Origin of the sequence: Cystobacter fuscus DSM 2262 (assembly GCF_000335475.2) — a bacterium.
Lineage (GTDB): Bacteria > Myxococcota > Myxococcia > Myxococcales > Myxococcaceae > Cystobacter > Cystobacter fuscus.
On record NZ_ANAH02000021.1, the window covers coordinates 182,992 to 201,313 of the forward strand.

General features: G+C 68.0%; 11 protein-coding genes. 4 read left to right on the top strand and 7 right to left on the bottom strand.

What is annotated here, in order from left to right:
• The first annotated feature begins 60 nt into the window (after nucleotides 1-60).
• Nucleotides 61-579 carry a hypothetical protein gene (locus tag D187_RS55580; RefSeq protein WP_002631595.1) on the top strand — a complete coding sequence of 173 codons (519 nt, stop codon included), beginning with the start codon at nucleotides 61-63 and terminating at the stop codon, nucleotides 577-579.
• A 109-nt stretch (nucleotides 580-688) separates the two neighbouring features.
• Here the strand turns inward: D187_RS55580 and D187_RS55585 are convergent, their stop codons facing one another.
• On the bottom strand, nucleotides 689-2,701 hold the full coding sequence (locus tag D187_RS55585; RefSeq protein WP_155893707.1) for a phosphatase PAP2 family protein: 2,013 nt from the start codon (nucleotides 2,699-2,701) through the stop codon (nucleotides 689-691).
• A 636-nt stretch (nucleotides 2,702-3,337) separates the two neighbouring features.
• Between D187_RS55585 and D187_RS30985 the strand changes: the two genes are divergently transcribed.
• Entirely contained in the window at nucleotides 3,338-6,445 is a 3,108-nt protein-coding gene (locus D187_RS30985; RefSeq protein WP_002631597.1) for a Kelch repeat-containing protein, read from the top strand.
• A 67-nt stretch (nucleotides 6,446-6,512) separates the two neighbouring features.
• Here the strand turns inward: D187_RS30985 and D187_RS30990 are convergent, their stop codons facing one another.
• Both D187_RS30990 and D187_RS30995 read right to left on the bottom strand, forming a co-directional pair.
• Nucleotides 6,513-8,012 (bottom strand): LamG-like jellyroll fold domain-containing protein, encoded by a 1,500-nt coding sequence (locus D187_RS30990; RefSeq protein WP_002631598.1) that lies wholly within the window; start codon nucleotides 8,010-8,012, stop codon nucleotides 6,513-6,515.
• Between the two features lie 50 nt (nucleotides 8,013-8,062).
• Complete coding sequence (locus D187_RS30995; protein WP_043432256.1) at nucleotides 8,063-8,509, bottom strand: GNAT family N-acetyltransferase; 447 nt, start codon at nucleotides 8,507-8,509, stop codon at nucleotides 8,063-8,065.
• 337 nt (nucleotides 8,510-8,846) lie between these two features.
• On the opposite strand from D187_RS30995, the gene D187_RS31000 reads away from it, so the two are divergent.
• Nucleotides 8,847-10,790: a carboxypeptidase-like regulatory domain-containing protein gene (locus D187_RS31000; protein ID WP_002631600.1), complete on the top strand. Its 1,944-nt coding sequence runs from the start codon at nucleotides 8,847-8,849 to the stop codon at nucleotides 10,788-10,790.
• Nucleotides 10,791-10,838: 48 nt separating this feature from the next.
• Here the strand turns inward: D187_RS31000 and D187_RS50605 are convergent, their stop codons facing one another.
• From D187_RS50605 to D187_RS50610, 3 genes are all read right to left on the bottom strand, one after another.
• Nucleotides 10,839-12,131 carry an alkaline phosphatase D family protein gene (locus tag D187_RS50605; RefSeq protein ID WP_002631601.1) on the bottom strand — a complete coding sequence of 431 codons (1,293 nt, stop codon included), beginning with the start codon at nucleotides 12,129-12,131 and terminating at the stop codon, nucleotides 10,839-10,841.
• A gap of 443 nt (nucleotides 12,132-12,574) precedes the next feature.
• On the bottom strand, nucleotides 12,575-12,913 hold the full coding sequence (locus D187_RS31010) for a hypothetical protein (RefSeq protein ID WP_002631604.1): 339 nt from the start codon (nucleotides 12,911-12,913) through the stop codon (nucleotides 12,575-12,577).
• Between the two features lie 325 nt (nucleotides 12,914-13,238).
• Nucleotides 13,239-14,168: a transposase gene (locus tag D187_RS50610; RefSeq protein ID WP_438356968.1), complete on the bottom strand. Its 930-nt coding sequence runs from the start codon at nucleotides 14,166-14,168 to the stop codon at nucleotides 13,239-13,241.
• A gap of 866 nt (nucleotides 14,169-15,034) precedes the next feature.
• On the opposite strand from D187_RS50610, the gene D187_RS55590 reads away from it, so the two are divergent.
• Nucleotides 15,035-15,748 (top strand): hypothetical protein, encoded by a 714-nt coding sequence (locus D187_RS55590; RefSeq protein ID WP_076606256.1) that lies wholly within the window; start codon nucleotides 15,035-15,037, stop codon nucleotides 15,746-15,748.
• A 175-nt stretch (nucleotides 15,749-15,923) separates the two neighbouring features.
• On the opposite strand, the gene D187_RS50615 is transcribed toward D187_RS55590, so the two are convergent.
• A complete protein-coding gene (locus D187_RS50615) occupies nucleotides 15,924-18,002 on the bottom strand; it encodes a Kelch repeat-containing protein (protein ID WP_002631607.1) in 2,079 nt (692 codons plus the stop codon).
• Nucleotides 18,003-18,322: the final 320 nt, after the last annotated feature.

The following is an 18,322-nucleotide window of genomic DNA, read 5'->3' on the forward strand; positions in this document are numbered from 1 at the left end:
AGAGAGAACCACCGCGATACCCGAAGGATCGAGCTTCCCAGGCTGGAGCAGGTCCGCTCGTTGTCCATCGCCGACAGCGCCGCCACGGAGTTGCACCTCCCCGTGCTCAACCATGCGAGGGAGAACCTGGTCATCGCCAGGATGCCTCGGCTCCAGCGGCTGGAATTGCCCGTGCTCTACCATGTTGGCGAGAAGTTCATCGTCCGCGACACGGAGGTGCTGGTCTCCTTTTCATTGCCCAACCTCCAGGAACTCCCGGGCGAGTTCGACCTCTGGAACAACGCCGGCCTGACCACGTTCGACGTCCCCAAGCTGTGGCGCGTTGGAGGCTGGGTGTACATCTCCGACAACGAGGCGCTCACGACGCTCTCCGGCCTGCGCAACGTGACCTCCGTGGGAATCAGCTTCTGCTCTACGGAAATGCCCGACTCACCTCGGCGGAGGGCCTGGCCTCACTCACGAGCGTGGCGTCCTACATCCAGATCCTGTACAGCGGCTTCACGAACTTCCGCCTGCCTTCCTTGCGAAGTGCATGGGTCATCATCATCGGGCGATCGGGCCAGGGGAACGAGCAACTGAAATCCATCCAGTTTCCCAGTCTGGGAACGGCCACCTCACTGGGCCTCAACAGCAACCCGGTCCTGGACACGCTCGAACTGCCGGCCATCCGGCTCATCACCGACTCGGTCTACATCCATTTCACTCCGGCGCTTCCGCGCTGCCAGGTGAACGCCCTTCTCGAGCGACTTTCCGCCCCACCACTCGAGGTCAATCTGTACGGTCTGGACGACAGCTCCGTCTGCCAGTAACGACTCCCCCTCATGCTTCCACGGGGGTCTTGAGCACGCTGCGCTGCTTGCGAATCCCCAGACTCAGCGGCACGGCCACCAGCGCGACGAGGGTGGCCACCAGGTAGACGTCGTTGATGCTCGACACACCTGAAGCCCCCTCCACGGTCCGAGCTAGTTCTGCACGGTGAAGCGGATGGAGAGCGGGATGCCCCCCAGGCCGGAGGCACTGGCTCCACTGTATGGAGTGGCATACACCGCGTGCTCGCCCAGGCTGAGGGGCATCCCCACCGCGTAGGGCACGCTGTTGTCGGAGGACGTGGCACCGTCGAGGACGAAGCGGACGCTGCCCACCACCGATTCGTAGGTGGTGGCCTGGATGGCTTGTCCAGCTCGTCGAATACCATCAGCGTTCCACCGGTATAGGGTTGGAGCCCCGACCCGTTGGAGGTTTCCTGGGGGTTGCGGATGGGGAAGTTCTTGTGGAAGGCCTTGAGCATCGTCACCCCCGCTCCAATATAGGCGGAGTGGCCCGAGCCGTAGGCTGGATGCAGGGGGGCACCCTCGGGGAAGGCCTGGGACAGCAGGTACGTCCCCCCGCCAGGGAGGCCACGCTGGTTGTTGAGTGCGGTGTTGTTGCTGAAGACTCGCGCGAGCACGGGGGACGTCAGCAACTCTGGATGGATGGGGTAGATCCGACGGTTGAACAGCTGGTTGTCCACGTGGCCACCGAACTCTTCCGGCCGCAACCGGCGATGCACCAACCACTTCTGGTACCAGGCCGCGCGCAACGCGGTGTTGGTGACCAGCATGGAGACGGACAGGGTGTCGGAATTGCCGAGTGTGACGAACGCCTCCTGCTTCCCATAGGAGAGGTAGGGATTCCAGGAGGCCATGGCCAGGGGTGAGCTCTTGGGATCCGGTTCGTAGCTGCCATCGGGCAGGAAGTCTCCCTGGCGCAGGAGCAGCAGCGCGGCGCTCAGGGTGGCCTGAATGGGGTAGTCGTTGTGGACATACTCCGCCAGGCCTCGCGCGTTGTGGAGGTAGAGACGCGTGCTATCGGTGCCCTCGAGCTCGTCGATGAGTCCGCCGTTGAGCGTGGGCACTTGTCCATTCTGGATGTTCAGCCACTCCGCGTACTGGGTCATCCGGTCATCACCCCTGCGGCGCTCCAGGTTGCGCTGCTCCAGGAGTTGATAGCCGACGGGCTCTCTTGGTCCGGAGGCCAAGGGACCCGCGCCATAGGGAATGGGCTTGAGGAGGAATTGCGAAATGAAGGGACCCTTCAGAGCCCCTCCCACATCGGCACGGAAGAGGAGGTTGGCGGCCACCCTGGCTCCGTCCGCCTTGGCGCCCCGGTAGTGCAGCAGTTCGTTGAGCCGTTGGGCCGCCGCGACGGTGACGGCGGAGGTGGGGTATTGGTAGAAGTCCACGTCCCGCACGAGCGACATCCAGTACAACTCTTCCATTTCCCCCGCGGTCTCGGCGCTGGCATAGGCGGGCGCAGGGCGGATGGCCAGGGCGTGAGGATCCGGCCCTACGAGAGTGAAGGAATACGCCGACTGGGGATTGACCAGCTTGCGCGTTGCGCCGAGTGGAATGGCCTCGAAGTCCGCCGGGTTGCCGGTGCCGAGCGCGAACAACATCTTTTGATAGGCCGTGGGATCCACGGTGCCAGTCGAATCATGCGGCAGGCCCTTGCTATAACTGGCGAACCGGGAGGGGTAGCGCTGCTCGTCGCCATTGTTCGGGTGTGCTGGCAATGGTTGGCTTCGTTGGAAATGGGCCGCGTCGATCCGGATCTGTTCGGCGAGATCCGCACGTTGCACATTGCCCACGGGAACCTGGGCCACGGCGAGACCAGACAGCATCAGTCCAAACAAGAGTGGAGAAAGGGAGGAATGCATTCTCATGGGCTGCTCAATCCATAGCATCTCCCATGGATGGCTCCGCACCAATGAATCTGTCACAAGGGCGCAGGTGTACCCGAGGAGACATTCGACCCCCCACTCCAACGCCCGCGGCGTCCCTCCCCGGACAGTCTCGTGGTCACAAAAGAAGGTGGACAGAAGGTGGACGGGCCACGGTGGACGCCGGGAGAAGCTCTGCCGGATCGACTGCGCCCGCCTGAAGGGGATGTAGCCCGCCTGGGTGCCACCTCCGTGTTGCTCACGGCTGCCGGGTGAAGACGCAGCCCGGCACCATCCCCCATCGCCCTCCGGACGGGGGCACGAAGCGGTGCCCCGCAGAGAAGGTGTCAAAGAGTTCGTTCTGACACCGCTCTTCCCTCAAGCCGGGACGGAGGCGGGCCCACAAAAGGAGAGCCCCTGTCGACAAATCGACTCAAGGACTGTTTTAACTCGAAGTCTCCACACCCCGAAAGCGTGAGCCCCATGCGCCACCTCTCCCTGGCAGCGACTCCGTCGCGCGCCGCGGCCCCGGCCCCCTGGCATCGTCCCCGCACAAGCCCCCTGGCAGCAGCGCTCGCGCTCGCGCTCCTCGCCTGCGGGCCCGGGCCGGAGCACGAAGGCGATGGGGAGCAGGGTGGAGTGAAGGGGCTCCCCCTCACGGCTTCCATGGGGTCGGTCCGCACGGAGCACGCGGCGACGCTGCTGGCCGACGGCAGGGTGCTCGTGGTGGGCGGAACGGGGCCCAGCGGCGAGCTCGTCACGGCCGAGGTGTACGACCCGGCTACCCACACGTGGTCCGCCACCGGCTCGCTCGCGGTGCTGCGCCGTCACCTCACGGCGACCTTGCTGAACGACGGCAGGGTGCTCGTGGTGGGCGGGACGGGGAGCAGCGGCGACGTCGCCCTCGCGGAGTTGTATGACCCGGCCACCGGGACGTGGTCCGCCACCGGCTCGCTCGCCCAGGCCCGCCACTCCCACACCGCGACGCTGCTGCCCGACGGCAAGGTGCTGGTGGCGGGCGGATATGGCCGCCACCCCCTCGGCAGCCCCATGGAGAACGTCCCCACGGCGCTCGCCACGGCCGAGCTGTACGACCCGGCCACCGGCACGTGGGCCACCACCGGCTCGCTCCCCAACATCCGCTTCGACCACCAGGCGACGCTGCTGCCCAATGGCAAGGTGCTGCTCGTGGGCGGGAACTCCTCGCGCACCTCCAATACGGCCTACTACTCCTCGTGCCTGCTCTACACCCCGGCGACCGGTACCTGGGCCGCGACCGGGGCACTGCCTCACTACCGTGTCGCGCCCGCGCTGACGCTGCTGTCCGATGGCAGGGTGCTCGTGGCAGGCGGGGGGGGCCCCAACGGTACCGTCTACGCCACCGCCATGACGTACAACCCGGCCACCGGCGTCTGGGCCGCCGCCGCCGCCGCCGGCCTCCAGAGCCGTCACCAGCACACGGCGACGCCGCTGCCCAATGGCCGGGTGCTCCTCGTGGGCGGATACACAGTGGGCGGCTTCGACACCGCCAGCCACGCCGCCAAGAGCGCCGAGGTGTATGACCCGGCGACTGGCGCCTCCCTCACCGGCTGGCCCACACAGGCTCGCGGCGCCCACACGGCGACGAAGCTGCTCGATGGCCGGGTGCTCGTGGCGGGCGGGCTGGCTCCCGGCGGCTACCGCCTCGCGAACTCCGAGGTGTACGACCCGACCACCGGCTTCTGGGCCGCCACGCCGTCACTCTCCGACGCCCGTCAGCTCCACACGGCGACCCCGCTGAGCGATGGCCGGGTGCTCCTGGCGGGAGGGCTGGGCCTCAGCGGCCCCGTCGCCAGCGCCGAGCTGCACGATCCGGTCACCCACACCGCGTCCACCACCGGCGCGCTCGCCCAGGCCCGCTCCAGCCACACGGCGACCCCGTTGAGCGATGGCCGGGTGCTCGTCACCGGGGGCCTGGGCGCCAGCGGTCCGCTGGCGACCTGCGAGCTGTATGATCCCGCGACCGGTGCCTGGAGTCCCACGGGTCCGCTCGCACAGGCGCGCAGCGTCCACACGGCGACGTTGCTGTCCGACGGCCGGGTGCTCGTCACGGGAGGGCTGGGCCCCAGCGCGCCCCTCGCGACCTCCGAGGTGTACGACCCGACCACCGGCACCTGGACGGTGACGGGCGCACTGGCCGCGGCCCGTTCCAGCCACACCGCGACGCTGCTGCCCAATGGCAAGGTGCTGCTCGTGGGAGGCAGGAGCGCGACCGCCGCGCTGGCCACCGCCCAGCTCTACGAGCCGACCACCGGAACCTGGACGGCGACGGGCGTGCTGGCCGCGGCCCGCTCCAGCCACACGGCGACGCTGCTGCCCAACGGCAAGGTGCTCGTGGCGGGTGGAGCAGGGGCCAGCGCTCCGCTCGCCACCGCCCAGCTCTACGAGCCGACCACCGGCGTCTGGACGGCGACGGGCTCGCTGGCGGCGGCCCGCTCCCACCACACCGCGACGCTGCTGCCGGATGGCACGGTGCTCGTGGCGGGCGGCAAGGGGCCCACCGACATCCTCCTCGGCACCGAGGTCCTGACCCCTGCCGCTGGCACCTGGCGCTTCTTCGATCCGCTCGCGCAGCGCCGGACCTCGTACACGGCGACCCTCCTGCCCGACGGCAAGGTGCTCATGGCGGGCGGCGCGGGTCCCAGCGGCACGCTGCGCAGCTTCCAGGAGTACGACCCGGCCGTCGGCTCATGGGCCTCCACCGGTGCGCTCGCGCAGGCGCGCCGCCTCCATACGGCGACGCGGTTGAACAACGGCAAGGTGCTCGTGGTGGGCGGCCAGGGGCCTGGCGGCGCCCTCGCGAGCGCGGAGCTCTATGATCCGGTCACCGCCACCTGGTCCTCCACGGGCGCGCTCGCCCAGGCCCGCTACTCCCACACCGCGACACTGCTCGCCACGGGTGGGGTGCTCGTGGTGGGCGGATTTGGGACGGCCCGGCTCGCCACGGCGGAGGTGTATGACCCGGCCACGGGCATCTGGACCGCCGCCGGCTCACTGACGACGGCCCGCTATCTCCACACCGCGACCCCGCTTCCCAATACGACCCTGGTCCTCGTGGCGGGAGGCTCTGGCCCCAGCGGCGCCCTCGCCACGGCGCAGCTCTATGATGCGCGGACGGGCACCTGGACCACGACGGGCTCACTCACCGCGGCTCGCCACACGCACACGGCGACCATGGTGCCCGCGACCTATCCCTCGGGTCAGATATTGGTGACGGGCGGATATGGCGCCGCCGCCCTTGCCACGGCCGAGCTGTACAACCCGACCACGGGCATCTGGACGGCCGTGGGCTCCGTCACCCAGGCTCGCTACGCCCATGGCACGACGATCCTGAACACCGGCGGGGTGCTCGTGGTGGGCGGGGCGGGGGCCAGCGGCGCCCTCGCCACGGCCGAGGCCTTCACGCCGGGCAACGCGCAGACCCCCGGCCGCCCCGTGGCCGGGCTCGCTCAAGCCCGTTCCCATTTCACGGAGACGCGGATGCCCGACTACAAGCGGGTGCTCGTGGTGGGCGGAATGGGCACCGCCGGAATCCTCGGCACCACCGAGGCGTATGACATGACCCTCGGGGTGTGGTCCGGCACCGGCTCGCTCATCCAGGCCCGCCGAGGCCACACGGCCACGCTGCTGGCCAATGGCAGACTGCTCGTGGTGGGCGGCGAGAACGGCACCGCCGCGCCCTACCTCGCCAGCGCGGAGTTGTACTGACGCGCAAGCGCTGGCGGATGTGACGGCCCGCCCCGGTGACCGTCAAGCCTCCAGCGCGGTCAACCGCTCAAGGGGCCGGAATCGGGGCGACCTCTCGCACACTGAACCACTTGTAATACTGCGGAATCGACGACGTCAGCCCGTCGGTGCGAAGGTAGATCGAGTAGTTCGGTGCGGTCAGTGGCTTGCTCGCCGCGCCATAGGAATCGTCGTCAGGCGACGAGGTGTGGGTACACGGCGTGCCGGAGCTGAGATTGCCGGTGTCCGTGTACGACGTCACGAGCTGCCAGTTGCCTCCGCCCGCCGGTGCGGTCGGGTTGGTCACGTTGCCGATCGACATCTCCTTGTACAACTCGAGACGCACCTGGGTGTCGTTTTGCCAGAGCCCGTCGTTGCCCGCGTCGATGTTGCGGGCCACGAACTTGAACCCAATCCAACGGTTGAGCGGAAGCCTGCCTCCAACGCTTCCCTCGGCAGCCGTCCAGTGGTTGGCGACCCGTCCCGCCTGGAAGTTCACATTGGGCGAGTGATAGAGTTCCTTCTCGAAGTCCACGCGACCATCGAACAACATGCGAGCGCCGTAACCCGCGGTCGTGCACTGCCAGTTGTCAGGCCAATGGTTCGTCTTCGCGACGGCCTCGAGCCCCGCCCAGCCGACCCCCGAATCTCCGGTGCTGTATGCATAGAAGGTGATCTCCACGTTGTTCCACTTGTCGGCCGCGGAGATGCCGGGCGGTATCGCGAACGACTCGTTCTTCCGCACATACACCCGTGGGTAATCGCCGAACAGCTTCATCTGCCCCGAACGCGTTCCGGCGCTCCCAAAGATCTCCGCCGTCTGATCTCCGTTGGCGAAAGCGAGCTCAGGATCGACGGCCATGTTCCCGGCGTTCGTGTATGTACGGGCAGAGCCGGTGCTCCATCCGCTGAACCATTGTTTGCCGATCGACGGGTTCAGCATCCGGAGGCCGAAAGGGTCGAGCACCCCCGAGGTGCTGGTGTCCGCGGCGACAACGTCGTCGTACCGCACATCACCATTGAACGAGATCACCCCGACCTTTCCCGCCGTCAGGCCGGTCGTCGTCGTGGACAGCTGTTGGACTCCATTGACCGACATCGTGAGCGATGTCCCCGCCACTGAGCCCTTGAAGGTGTGCCAGGTATTGGCCGTCATCGAGTACGGCACGCTCGCGACCGCCGTCAGAATACCGGCGACCTTCTTCTTGATGATGAGGGCGCCGTCCTCGTAGATGAACATGTAGTAGTTGTTCGCGTCGACGTAGCGAGTCATGAGCCCGACGGTGCGACCAGTTGTCGTCGCCCAGCTCGAGACCTTCACGGACGCTTGGATCTCGACGTCGGTGCTGGCGGAATCGCCCACGACCGAACGCGCCGTCGCCGAGTTGGAGCGATAGACCTTGGTGCCGTCAGTGATGATGGAATAGGTTCCCGTGCCGACGGCGAACCCATCGGCGACACTGTCCTCGAAGTTCTCGTTGATCGCTGTCGCCGCATACCCCGCCCGTGGCGCTGCGAGCAACGCCGCGGCGATGATACCGGCGGCCAAGAAACCTCCACGTCTGGTTTTCCTCATGGCTACTCCCTTTTCCTTGTGTGTTAACCAAGCCTCATGAGGACTTCGGCAACTCCATCCGGGTGATGCGGGTCCTCGTTGAGCATGGTGTGGAAGCCACACTTCTCGAGGACGCGGATCGACGCGAGGTTGTGGAGAGCGACCCACGCATGAAGCGGCCGGGTGGGCTCGAGCACGAGAAACTCAGAGAGGGCCCGAGTGGCGATGCCTTTGCCCCAGTGCTCGCGACCAATCCAATAGCCGACGAAGCGTTTGGCATCCTGTTCCCAGCTGCCGATGTTCCCAACGACCACGCGGCCCATGACGATGGTGCGGGTGACGTTTTCAGGGCGGAGAACCCTTGTGCGCCAGTGGGTCATGAACGCATCGCGCTCCCGCGATGAAAATGCGGCCATGCGCAGCGCTTCCGGGTCGCGCTGGTGTTCGAAGAAGATGGGAAGGTCCTCATCCGTGACGTTGCGGAGGATCATCCTGAAAAGGCTCCTTCCAGTCTTGCGCCGCGAGGGAGGTCGCGAGGCGAATGGCGGAAGGGTTCTATCTTGTTCGGGCATGACGAAGCGCGGGAAGTGCCCCCGGCGCCAGCCCGGCCCGAGCGCGCCGAACATGTAGCGGCCGTCGATCCAGACGAAGACACCGTTGTCCACGCCGAAGCGGGCCACGACGTCGTGCTTCTTCGTGAAGAGCCGCGTAGGCACCGGCGGAGATGACTTCCGTGAGGTGTGCAGGCCCTATACTTCGTGCGCTTCCAAGAGGAGCACTTCGCTTTCGAGGGGTATGTTGGCACGCTCCAGGAAAGAGCTTTCTCCCATGCGGTACGGGCTCGTCGCGGCGGGCGCCCTGCTCCTGCTGCTGGCGTTGCTCCTGGCCCTCGCGCCCGGCGGCACAGAGAGGCGAAGGGCCTCCGCGAAGACGCGGGCCGCCGGTACGGGCCCGGACGCCTCCGCACCGGCCCTGGCGGCCCATGAGCGCGCCGCGTTGCGCGGGTGGGTCCAGGATGCCCGGGGCCTGCCCATGGCGGCCCGGGTGCTCGCCTTCGAGGCCGGGCCCGCCCTGACGCGGGAGGGCCTGGAGCAGCACGTGGCCGCGCAAGCCCTGGAGGCCCCCGCACGGGCCACCGTCACCACGGGCCCGGACGGAGCCTTCCTGCTGCGGGTCCCCGAGGGCCGCTACCACCTGCTGGCCGAGGTGGACGGACGCCCCGCCGCGCTCGCCCTGGAGGTGGAGGCGGGCGCTTCCGAGGTGCGCCTGGTGGTGACGGACGGTGAGCGTCTGACGGGCCAGGTGGTGGACGTGGCGGGGGGCGTGGCCCGGGCCCACCTCACGGTGGTGAGCCTGACGCCCGTGCGGCGCCTGCGGGAGGTGGAGAGCGACGAGACGGGCGCCTTCGAGGTGGAGGGGCTGCTCCCCCAGGCGCGCTATGGCGTGTGGGCCCGCGCGGCGGGCCATGGCTCGCGCGGAGTGCTCGTCGCCGCGTCCCGGCCCGCCACCGTGATGCTGCCCTGCGCGCTGCGTGTGGAGGGCCGGGTGCTCGAGCGGGGCGTGGCGGCGCCAGGGGCCCGGGTCAGGCCGCGCGGCGGGGGGCCGGAGGCCCGGGCCGACAGCGCGGGCCGCTTCGTGCTGGAGGGGCTCGACTGCAGCGGGCGCACCGAGCTGCTCGCCGAGAGCGCCACGGGCGTGGGCGAGCGGGCCCTCGAGCCCCTGAGCGAGGACATCTCGGGGTTCGACATCTCCCTGGAGTCGGCGGGCGGGCTCCGCGTCCGGGTGGTGGAGGCGCGCTCGGGCCGGCTGCTCGAGGGCGCGAGCGTCCAGTCCCCGGCCGTACCGGAGGTCGTCTGGCGCGAGGAGGACGTGGGACGCTTCCGGGCCGCGCCGTTGATGCCGGGCCCCCATGCCCTGCTCGTCCGGGCACCGGGCCATGGGGCCGTGCAGCGGCTCCTCGAGGTGCGCGCGGGCGCCGAGACGGAAGTCGAGCTCGAGCTGCCGCCGGAGAGCGTGCTCGCGGGCCGCATCCTGGGACCCGAGGGGCTGGGGATGCAGGGCGCGCGGCTCCACCTCCTGGGGCCAGGGCTGAGCGGGGGGGAGGTGTTTCTCACGGGTGCGCAGGGACGCTTCGAGGTGCGTGGGCTCGCGGAGGAGACGTATGAGCTGCGCGTCGAGCGCCCGGGCTCCCTCTCCGTGACGCAAGAGCTCCGGCTGCCGCGGAGCGAGCCGCTGGAGCTCTCCCTGGCGCCCGCGGCGGCGGTGGCCGTGAAGGTGCTCGGCGCGCGCGGGGAGCCCGTGGAGGACGCGTCTGTCTCCCTCACGTGGGTGGGCGAGGGGCGCGGGGAGACGGTCCGGGAGGCGGTCACGGACGCCCGGGGCGGCGTCCACTTCGGGGGGCTCGTTCCGGGCAGCTACCTCGCGAAGGCGCGTGCCCCGGGCTACCTCCCGTCCGAGCCCGTCCCGGTGGAGGCCTGGGACGAGGAGGCCGTGCCCGTCTCGCTGGTGCTGCGAGAGGGCCTCACGCTGTCCGGCCGCGTCCGCGACGCGCGGGGCCTGCCCGCGGCCGAGGCGGACGTGGTCCTCATGGGGGAGGCAACGAGCGTGGGCCGCGCCCGCACGGATGGCCAGGGCCGTTTCACCCTGTCGGGCCTCGGGCCGGGACGCGTCCGGCTCCTGGTGGAGAAGTTCGGCCACCCGATGCGGGAGGTGGAGGTGGAGGTGCCCGCGTCGAACCTGGAGCTGATGCTGGGGGGCCCTGGTTCCGAGTGAAGCCCCAGCAGGCAACTCCTCCCGGGGAGGCCCCGGGAGGAGCCGTCCTCAGTTCTGCAACTGCGAGCGCTTCAGGGTCTTCGTGGTGACGGTGACGCCCGCTCCCGAAATGCTCGAGCGCTGCTCGGGGTTCTGGATGACCTTGAGCGTGACGGTGGGGTCCGCCAGGGTCGTGTTGAACTCCATGACGCCGAAGCTGTACTCGGCGGGCGTGCTGGGCGAGCCGATTCCGGAGGAGATCAGCTCGTACAGGGGGTAGCCCCCCGCGGGGGTCCGATCCGTGAGCAGACTCCGGTGGATGTCACCCGTCACGAAGAGCACGCCTCCAATCTTGTTGGCGGCGATGAAGTCGAAGAGCGCCTGCTTCTGGGCTCCCCAGCAGGTGTTGCCCAGGGTGGAGCCATTGACGATCACCTTGAAGGTGGCGTTGGAGGCCTGCAGCGCGCTCTTCAGCCAGCTGAACTGCGTGGCGCCGTACATCTTCGGCGAATACCCCGAGGGCATGGACCTGGGGCAGTCGCGGCCCCAGCGGTCATCCATCATGAAGAACGCCACGCGGCCCCAGTCGAACGAGTGGTAGATGCCGTCGCCGGCGAACGGGGGGTGGGGATAGAGGGCCGCGTACGCCTCGCGGGCCACGTCCTTCTGGGCGAAGGTGCCATCCTCGTCGTTCGGGCCATAGTCGTGGTCATCCCAGGTGGCGAAGGTCGGGAAGGCGCGGAAGACGTTGGTGAACTGCGGCACGGCGCGCTGCTGGAAGTACTTGAACCAGAAGTGGTCCTTCGAGGGGGGATTCTCCGACGTGTACATGTTGTCCCCCACGAGCAACTGGATGTTGGGCTCTCCCGTGTTGAGCTGCTCGTGCATGATGTCCCACGAGGGCTGACTGGGCGCAGTCGCGCCGTTCATGCAGGAGGCGACGCCGACCTTGAAGCGCGCGGCCCCATCCGGCTCGGTCCTGAAAGAGAAGCCACCGCGCTCGCCCGTGAAGCCCGAGGCGAAGACTCCATAGTGGTACCGGGTGTTGGGCTTCAGTCCTTCGAGGGCGCCCTTCCAGGAGCGGAAGCCACCTCCGGTGCCCGAATCCGTCATCTGCACCGTGACCCCCCAGCAGGTCTCGCAGGCGGTCTCCTCCCGGGCGCGCAGGGTCAGCGTCTCACCGGCGGCGTCCCCGAAGGACGCCGAGGTGCCCACCCAGATGCTGGCGCCGGTCGTCCAGGCACGGCCCACGAAGGGGACACGCACCAGGGGCGCGGCGTAGGCCTGCGCGGCACTGGGAACCACGAGGCCGAGGGTCACCCACAGCCCCAGCAACGCACCAGGTACGGAACTCCTTGTCATGGTCTGCTCCTCTTCGAAGGAAGGTCTTCTCTCACTGTAGGAGGAGGGCCGAGCCCGCCTGCCATCCCAAGAAAAGGGCGGCGCGTTCCGACTCAGTCCCCCGGGTTGAGCAACCGGTTGACGACGGGGTCGTTGCCCTGGGCCGAGGGGACGAGGCTCGCGGAGCTGGACGAGCCGGGCGCGGGGGTGTGGTGCGCCGCGGCCAGCATGGGCCAGGGCCGCTACGGGCACACCGCCACGGCCCCGCGGGATGGCCGGGTGCTCATCACCGCGGGAGTCAGCAATGACAGCCAGTCTGGCCCAGCAGGAACTCCTCGCGGTCGAGCCTGGGGTTGTCGGTGCGTTTGAGAAGGGGACCTGAACCTGGCGCGCCCCATGGGAAAAGCCCGGCCATCCCTCGCGGGTGCCGGGCTTTTCATGATGAGACCCTGGCTCCGAAAGGCCTAGCAGGTCTTGTTATAGAGCGCGATGCAGTTGTCCTTGAACTGCTGGTAGGAGCACTTGCCGTTCTGCTGACAGGTCGCCCAGCCGTTGTAGCGCGGGTCTTTACAGTACAGGAGCGTGACCCAGCACCCGGCCCCCATCGCGGAGACGTCGCCGCTCGAATCATGCATCGACGCCAGCGGCTCTTCCGAGCTCATGGGGCCGTAGTCCAGGTTGATGCTCTGACCGGACTCGGTCGTCACCGTCTGCACGGTGTCCGAAGAGGCGTCCTCCGTCCCCGCACCACATCCCACGAGAGGAACCGCGACAAGCATGAGTCCCAGGAGCAGCTTCTTCATTGTTGTTCCTTCTCCTTCAGAGAGAGAGAGAGACCAAAAACGCCTGAGGGGGCGTCGCCACGTGGATGGATGGCATCCACGCCCGACACCCTAGAACGAAGCCAAACCAGCCACAAAGCAGTGAAAGCCGTAATGTCTGCCAGGACACAAAAACCCGCGTGGTGGCGACCCCTGCCATCCGCAGCCCCTGCCACCTCCCTAGGAGCGTGTCGGGGAATCGGCCAGAGGGACAGTGGCGCATAGCAGGCGCCATATGGCGTCACAGGCCCAGTGGTCATGAGGGGGAAGCGACTACTCGTCGTGCCGCCTCGCGGCGACCTCGCCGCTACGCGGCCTGCGCGGCCAGGCTGGGCAGCTCCCACCCCTGCTTCCACATCTTCTTGAGGTTGTGGACGGCGCACGCCAGCGAGAATTCGCCTTGCACCTTCAGCAGGCCCCGCAGCGAGAAGCGAGGCAGGACTGTGTTCTTCACCTGCCCAATCACCGGCTCGGCCGTCACCTTGCGTCGCGCGTATGCCTTGCGTCCCCGCTTCGTCAACAGCTTGCGCTTCATCCGCTCCTCCAACTCCTGCTTCGCCTGGCCAATCCTCTCCCGGCGCTTCTCCTTCTCCACCGCCAGCGCCACCTTCTTCTCCTCCTCCACCTGCCGCGCTGCCTCCCGCAGCCGCTCGGCGCGCTTCTTCGGGTCCTTCATCTCCTCGGGCAGCTCGTCCCCACGCCGTCCCTTGCCGTGGCGCTCGTCCTCCTGTGCATCCAACTCCTCGGCCTCCGCCAGCAGGCGCTCCACCTGCTCGTCCAGCTTCTTCATCGCCTCGTCCATGCGCCCGTAGCTCATGGCCTTGTGCTTGCTGGCGTTGGCCTTCATCTTCGTGCCGTCCACCGACAGGTGCCCCACCTTCTTGAGCCCCGACTGGCTGGCCACCCGCGGCGTGTCCACGAAGAGCGCTCGGAATGCCTCCAGGTGTCTCACCCTGAAGGCGCATACCGTGTCGTGGTCGGGTCTCTCTCCTCCCGTCAGGTAGCGGAAGGCGAGGTCCGTCTCGCACCGCCGCTCAATCTCCCGGCTACTCGTGATGCCGCGCGCGTAGGCGTACATGAGCAGCAACGTCATCATCACCGGGTGGTAGGGCGGCTGCCCGCATTCCTTGGTGTACGCCCCCAGAATCGGACTGAAATCCAGCACCTTCACCAGCTCCACGAAGAAGCACGCCAGGTGCCCCTCCCCCAGCACCTCCCGCGCGTACTGCGGCAGCAGCTGCCCCTGGTCCGGCTGCCACTCCCTGAATGGCCGCGGCGAGCTGAAGCGCGCGGAGCTCTTCGTCTCCTCCTGCCGCTGCGGCTTCTGCGCCTCGGGCACATCCAACAGAACGCTCTGCTCGGCCGTCTTCGTCTCGCTGGTACTCACCCTCCAGCTTCAACCAGAACTCGCACTCACTCTGAAGGACCACCTGGGGCGTCACCCCTCTACCCCACCCTCAGCGGTTGGGGTTCTCCGACACGCTCCTAGTACTGCGCTGGGACGTCCCATGAAGATATCAAACAGACGGCTCTCGACACCGTGGGATTCCCAAACAGTCGCCCGAGAACCCTTCCATAGCCGAAGGACCCATCTGCGAGGGGATTCTCAATGAAAGGTGCTAGCGGATGTAAGTGGCCGTGGCCAAGTACCTCGACCACGTGCCGCTCGAGCGGCATGTGAGGCAAGAGCCAGACGCGCTGGCACGCCTGGGCGCCGTGCGCGCCGGACGCCGTGGTGTACCGGATACAGGAAGGCCGGGCGATGACCGGGCGCCGCGGTGACTGTCGCATCTCGGTGAGCGACCCCTCATGCCCCGCGCTCGTCGTCAAGCTCGTCGGCCACGGGGCTTAGAGAGCATTTACTACTCTTCGAGGTCGGGGTTGGGAGGGCGACGCTCGTCTCCGACACCGGGTGGAGGGATTGTCCAGGACGGGCGACTCCCTCCTGAGGGCCGTTCAGAACAGCTCTCTCGCGCAGCTCCGCTCTCGTCTTCTCGTGGCAAAGTCGAGTACCCCCTCTACCAATCGCGCGTGGCTTTCCTCCCTTGAGGACAGGTCGCGCACCTCGCCGAGCCGCGGTGAGCCAACCAAAGGAGAAAGCTCATGATTGAAAGTAAGCAGCGCCGCCGCAACATCAGCACCGCCCTGGTGCTTGTCCTTGGGCTGCTGCTGTCAGGCTCAACGCCGCAGACTCATGCTGGCTGCAACTCGAGCATCTTCCCCCCAAATTCCAGACCATACGGGCTGAGCTACGGAGAGTGGAGCGCGAAATGGTGGCAATGGGCGCTCTCAATTCCCGCTGCCACAAATCCGCTTCTCGATGATGATGGCGCGAACTGCGATGAAGGGCAGGCCGGCCCGGTGTGGTTTCTGGCGGGGACCCTCGGCGGATCTGCCGTGCGGACTTGCACGATCCCGACGGGCAAATCCCTCTTCTTCCCCATCCTCACCACATTCTCTGCCTGCGATCCTCCGCCGGCTGAATGCACGTCCGTGGAGGAGATGCGCGAAGCTCTCGCCGCCATGATGGATGACCCCCTTGAGCTCGAAACGATTATTGACGGCGTCCGCGTGCAGGCGCTGCCATCATACCGGGCGACATCGCCAGTCTTCGCCCTCACGCTGCCCGAGGACAATGTGTTCGGAGTCCCCGCGGGAACGTATGCGCCAGCCGTCTCGGATGGCTACTGGCTGATGGTCAAACCGCTTTCTCCGGGCCCGCATATCATCTATTTCAAGGGCACGGCTGCTGACGGGTTTACGACTGAAGTCACCTACTTCCTGACGGTCGTACCCGGCCGGAAACCGCCGCATTGAAGGATTGAGCCTGGGAGGGCCACGCCCAGAGACGGTGTCCCCAGAGCATGACGGCCTGTGTCTGCTGGCCCGGCTCCTCCTCGAACCAATAAACACCCATCGGGCGCACGAACGAAAGGGGCCGCCTCCCTCGTGGGGAGACGGCCCCCGGGCCCTCGATCAGCGAGGGCGCGGACTACCTGCTGCCGCCCAGGCCATACACTTCGCTCGTGTACGAGCTGCCGTTGCTGAACCCCGCGGTGATGAGCACCCGGCCATCCGGCAGCGGCGTGGCGGTGTGCTCGTAGCGGTCCTGGCCCAGGGAGCCGGTGGTGCACCACGCCCTGGCGTTCGGGTCATACAGCTCGGCGGAGGTGTGAATGCCCGTGGAGTCATCATAGCCACCCACCGCCAGCACCAGGCCGCCGTTCAGCGCGGTGAGGGAGTGACGGCGCCGGGGCGAGTGCATGTCCCCCGTGGCCGTCCACGTGCCCATGGCCGGGTTGTACACCTCGGCGTGCGCACTGGTAACGCCATCCACGCCGCCACCTGTTACCAGGACCTTGCCATCGGCCAGCACCGCGGCCGCGTGGAAGCCACGCGCCGTGGCCATGCCGCCAGTGGAGGACCAGGTGCCCGTGGCCGGGTTGTACACCTCGGCCGAGGCCAGGCAGTTGAAGCCCAGGCACTCGTCTGCGTTGTCGACGAGGCCGCCCGTCACCAGCACGCGGCCATCCGCCAGCGGGGTGGCGGTGAAGGCGCGGCGGGCCCGGGCCATGCCACCGGTGGAAGCCCAGGTGCCCGTGGCCGGGTCATACACCTCCGCCGAGGCGAGCACCGTGCCGCCGCCGTCCGTTCCGCCCATCACCAGCACGCGGCCATCCGCCAGCCGCACCGCGGAGTGCTCGCGGCGGTACGTCCCCAGGTTGCCGGTGGCGGCCCAGGCGCCCGTGGCCGGGTCGTACACCTCCGCCGAGCTGCTCGCCCTGGCGCCATCACCGCCGGCCACGAGCACACGGCCATCGCGCAACAGGGTGGCGGTGTGGCGGCGGTGGGTGGAGACGGGCGTGCCCGTGAAGCTCCAGGTGCCCGTGGCCGGGTCGTACAGCTCGGCGCCGCGGTTGAAGCCGCCCACCACCAGCACCCGCCCATCCGCCAGGGCCGTGGCCGAGTGCAGCAGGTGCAGCGCCGCCGTGCCTCCGGAAGGCGTGAACTGGCCCGAGTTGGGCTGGCAGCTCATGGCCTCGTTCGCCACGCCCTTGACCTCGACGACGTACCCGGTCCCGCCACCATGGTCCTCGCGGAGGATTTGCAGGTAGTGCTTGCCCGGCGAGAGGTCACCGAGCGAGACGTTGTACTCCCACGAGGAGGACTCTCCCGGCCCGAGCGCGCCGAACATGTAGCGGCCGTCGATCCAGACGAAGACACCGTTGTCCACGCCGAAGCGGGCCACGACGTCGTGCATGCCCGTGAGGCCCGCGTCGAGCTCGTAGACGATCGCCGTCTCGGTGTTGACCGCCCAGGTGGAGGGGATGACCCGGGGCGCGCTCCAGTACGGGTTGAGCGGCAGCGGGTTCGCCGACAGCCAGTTGCCGAGGAGCGGGGCCACCGGGGACAGGTTGGGCTCGGCGGAGCCATGGATGAGCGGATCCCCCGAGGCGAGGTCGGCGAGCGGGAACTGCCGCTGGGTGCCATCGAGCGTGGTCCCGAGCGACGCGTTGTAATAGGCGGGGGTGGAGCCATTGACGAGGAGGGTCGGTACCTCCTCCACCACGCGCACGTCATCGATGAGCCCACCGACACCGTCCGCGACGCTCAGGTCGGCGAACTGGAGCGCCGTGCCCGTCCTGAAGGCCGTCACCTTCATGGAATGGCGGCTCCACACCGACCCGCCGTTGTTGCTTCCGTCCCCCTCCAGGGTCGAGACCAGCGCACCATCCCAATACACGCCGATGCGGTTGTCCCTCACGCCCGGGCGCGGGGAGAAGGCGACGGAGAGCCTGTAGGTCTTCCCCGCCTGGGTCGGCAGGTGCTGGCTCATGGCGCTGGGCCCATAGGAGTCGAGCTCAACGACCTGCCCCCCCTCCAGCGCTCCCCACCCCTGGATTTCGATTCCCGGACCCCAGGTGGTCGTCCACCCGGGGATGCTGGAGTAGACCGACCAGTTGGGGACGATCCACGGAGACTCGAAGCCGCCGTTGACGACGATGGACTCCGCGGCCAGGGCGGGCGTGCCGGCGGCCAGGAGCAACAGGGAACCCAGCAGATGCTTCATCGGAAACTCCTCGGGGGGATACGCGTTTGGAGCGAGCCTTCGGTCCGCGGCCGAAGCGCACCCACTATGCCTCGGCCGCGGGTCCCTGTCCGTGAAGCCCTTCACTCCGAATCAACGCCGAGCGGGTGACGCGGCGCGGCTCGGTTCTTCGTGGAGAGCTGCTGCGTCATCCAATAGCAAGCGCTGGTGGACCTGGGCACCGGACAGCTCCTCGGGAAGGTCGAGGATCACATCGAGGTCCTCGTCTCGGAGAAGGCGTCTCCACACCCTTCCTGGACATCCTTCCTCAGCCTGTCGGGTAGACCGGGGCAGTTGCCCAC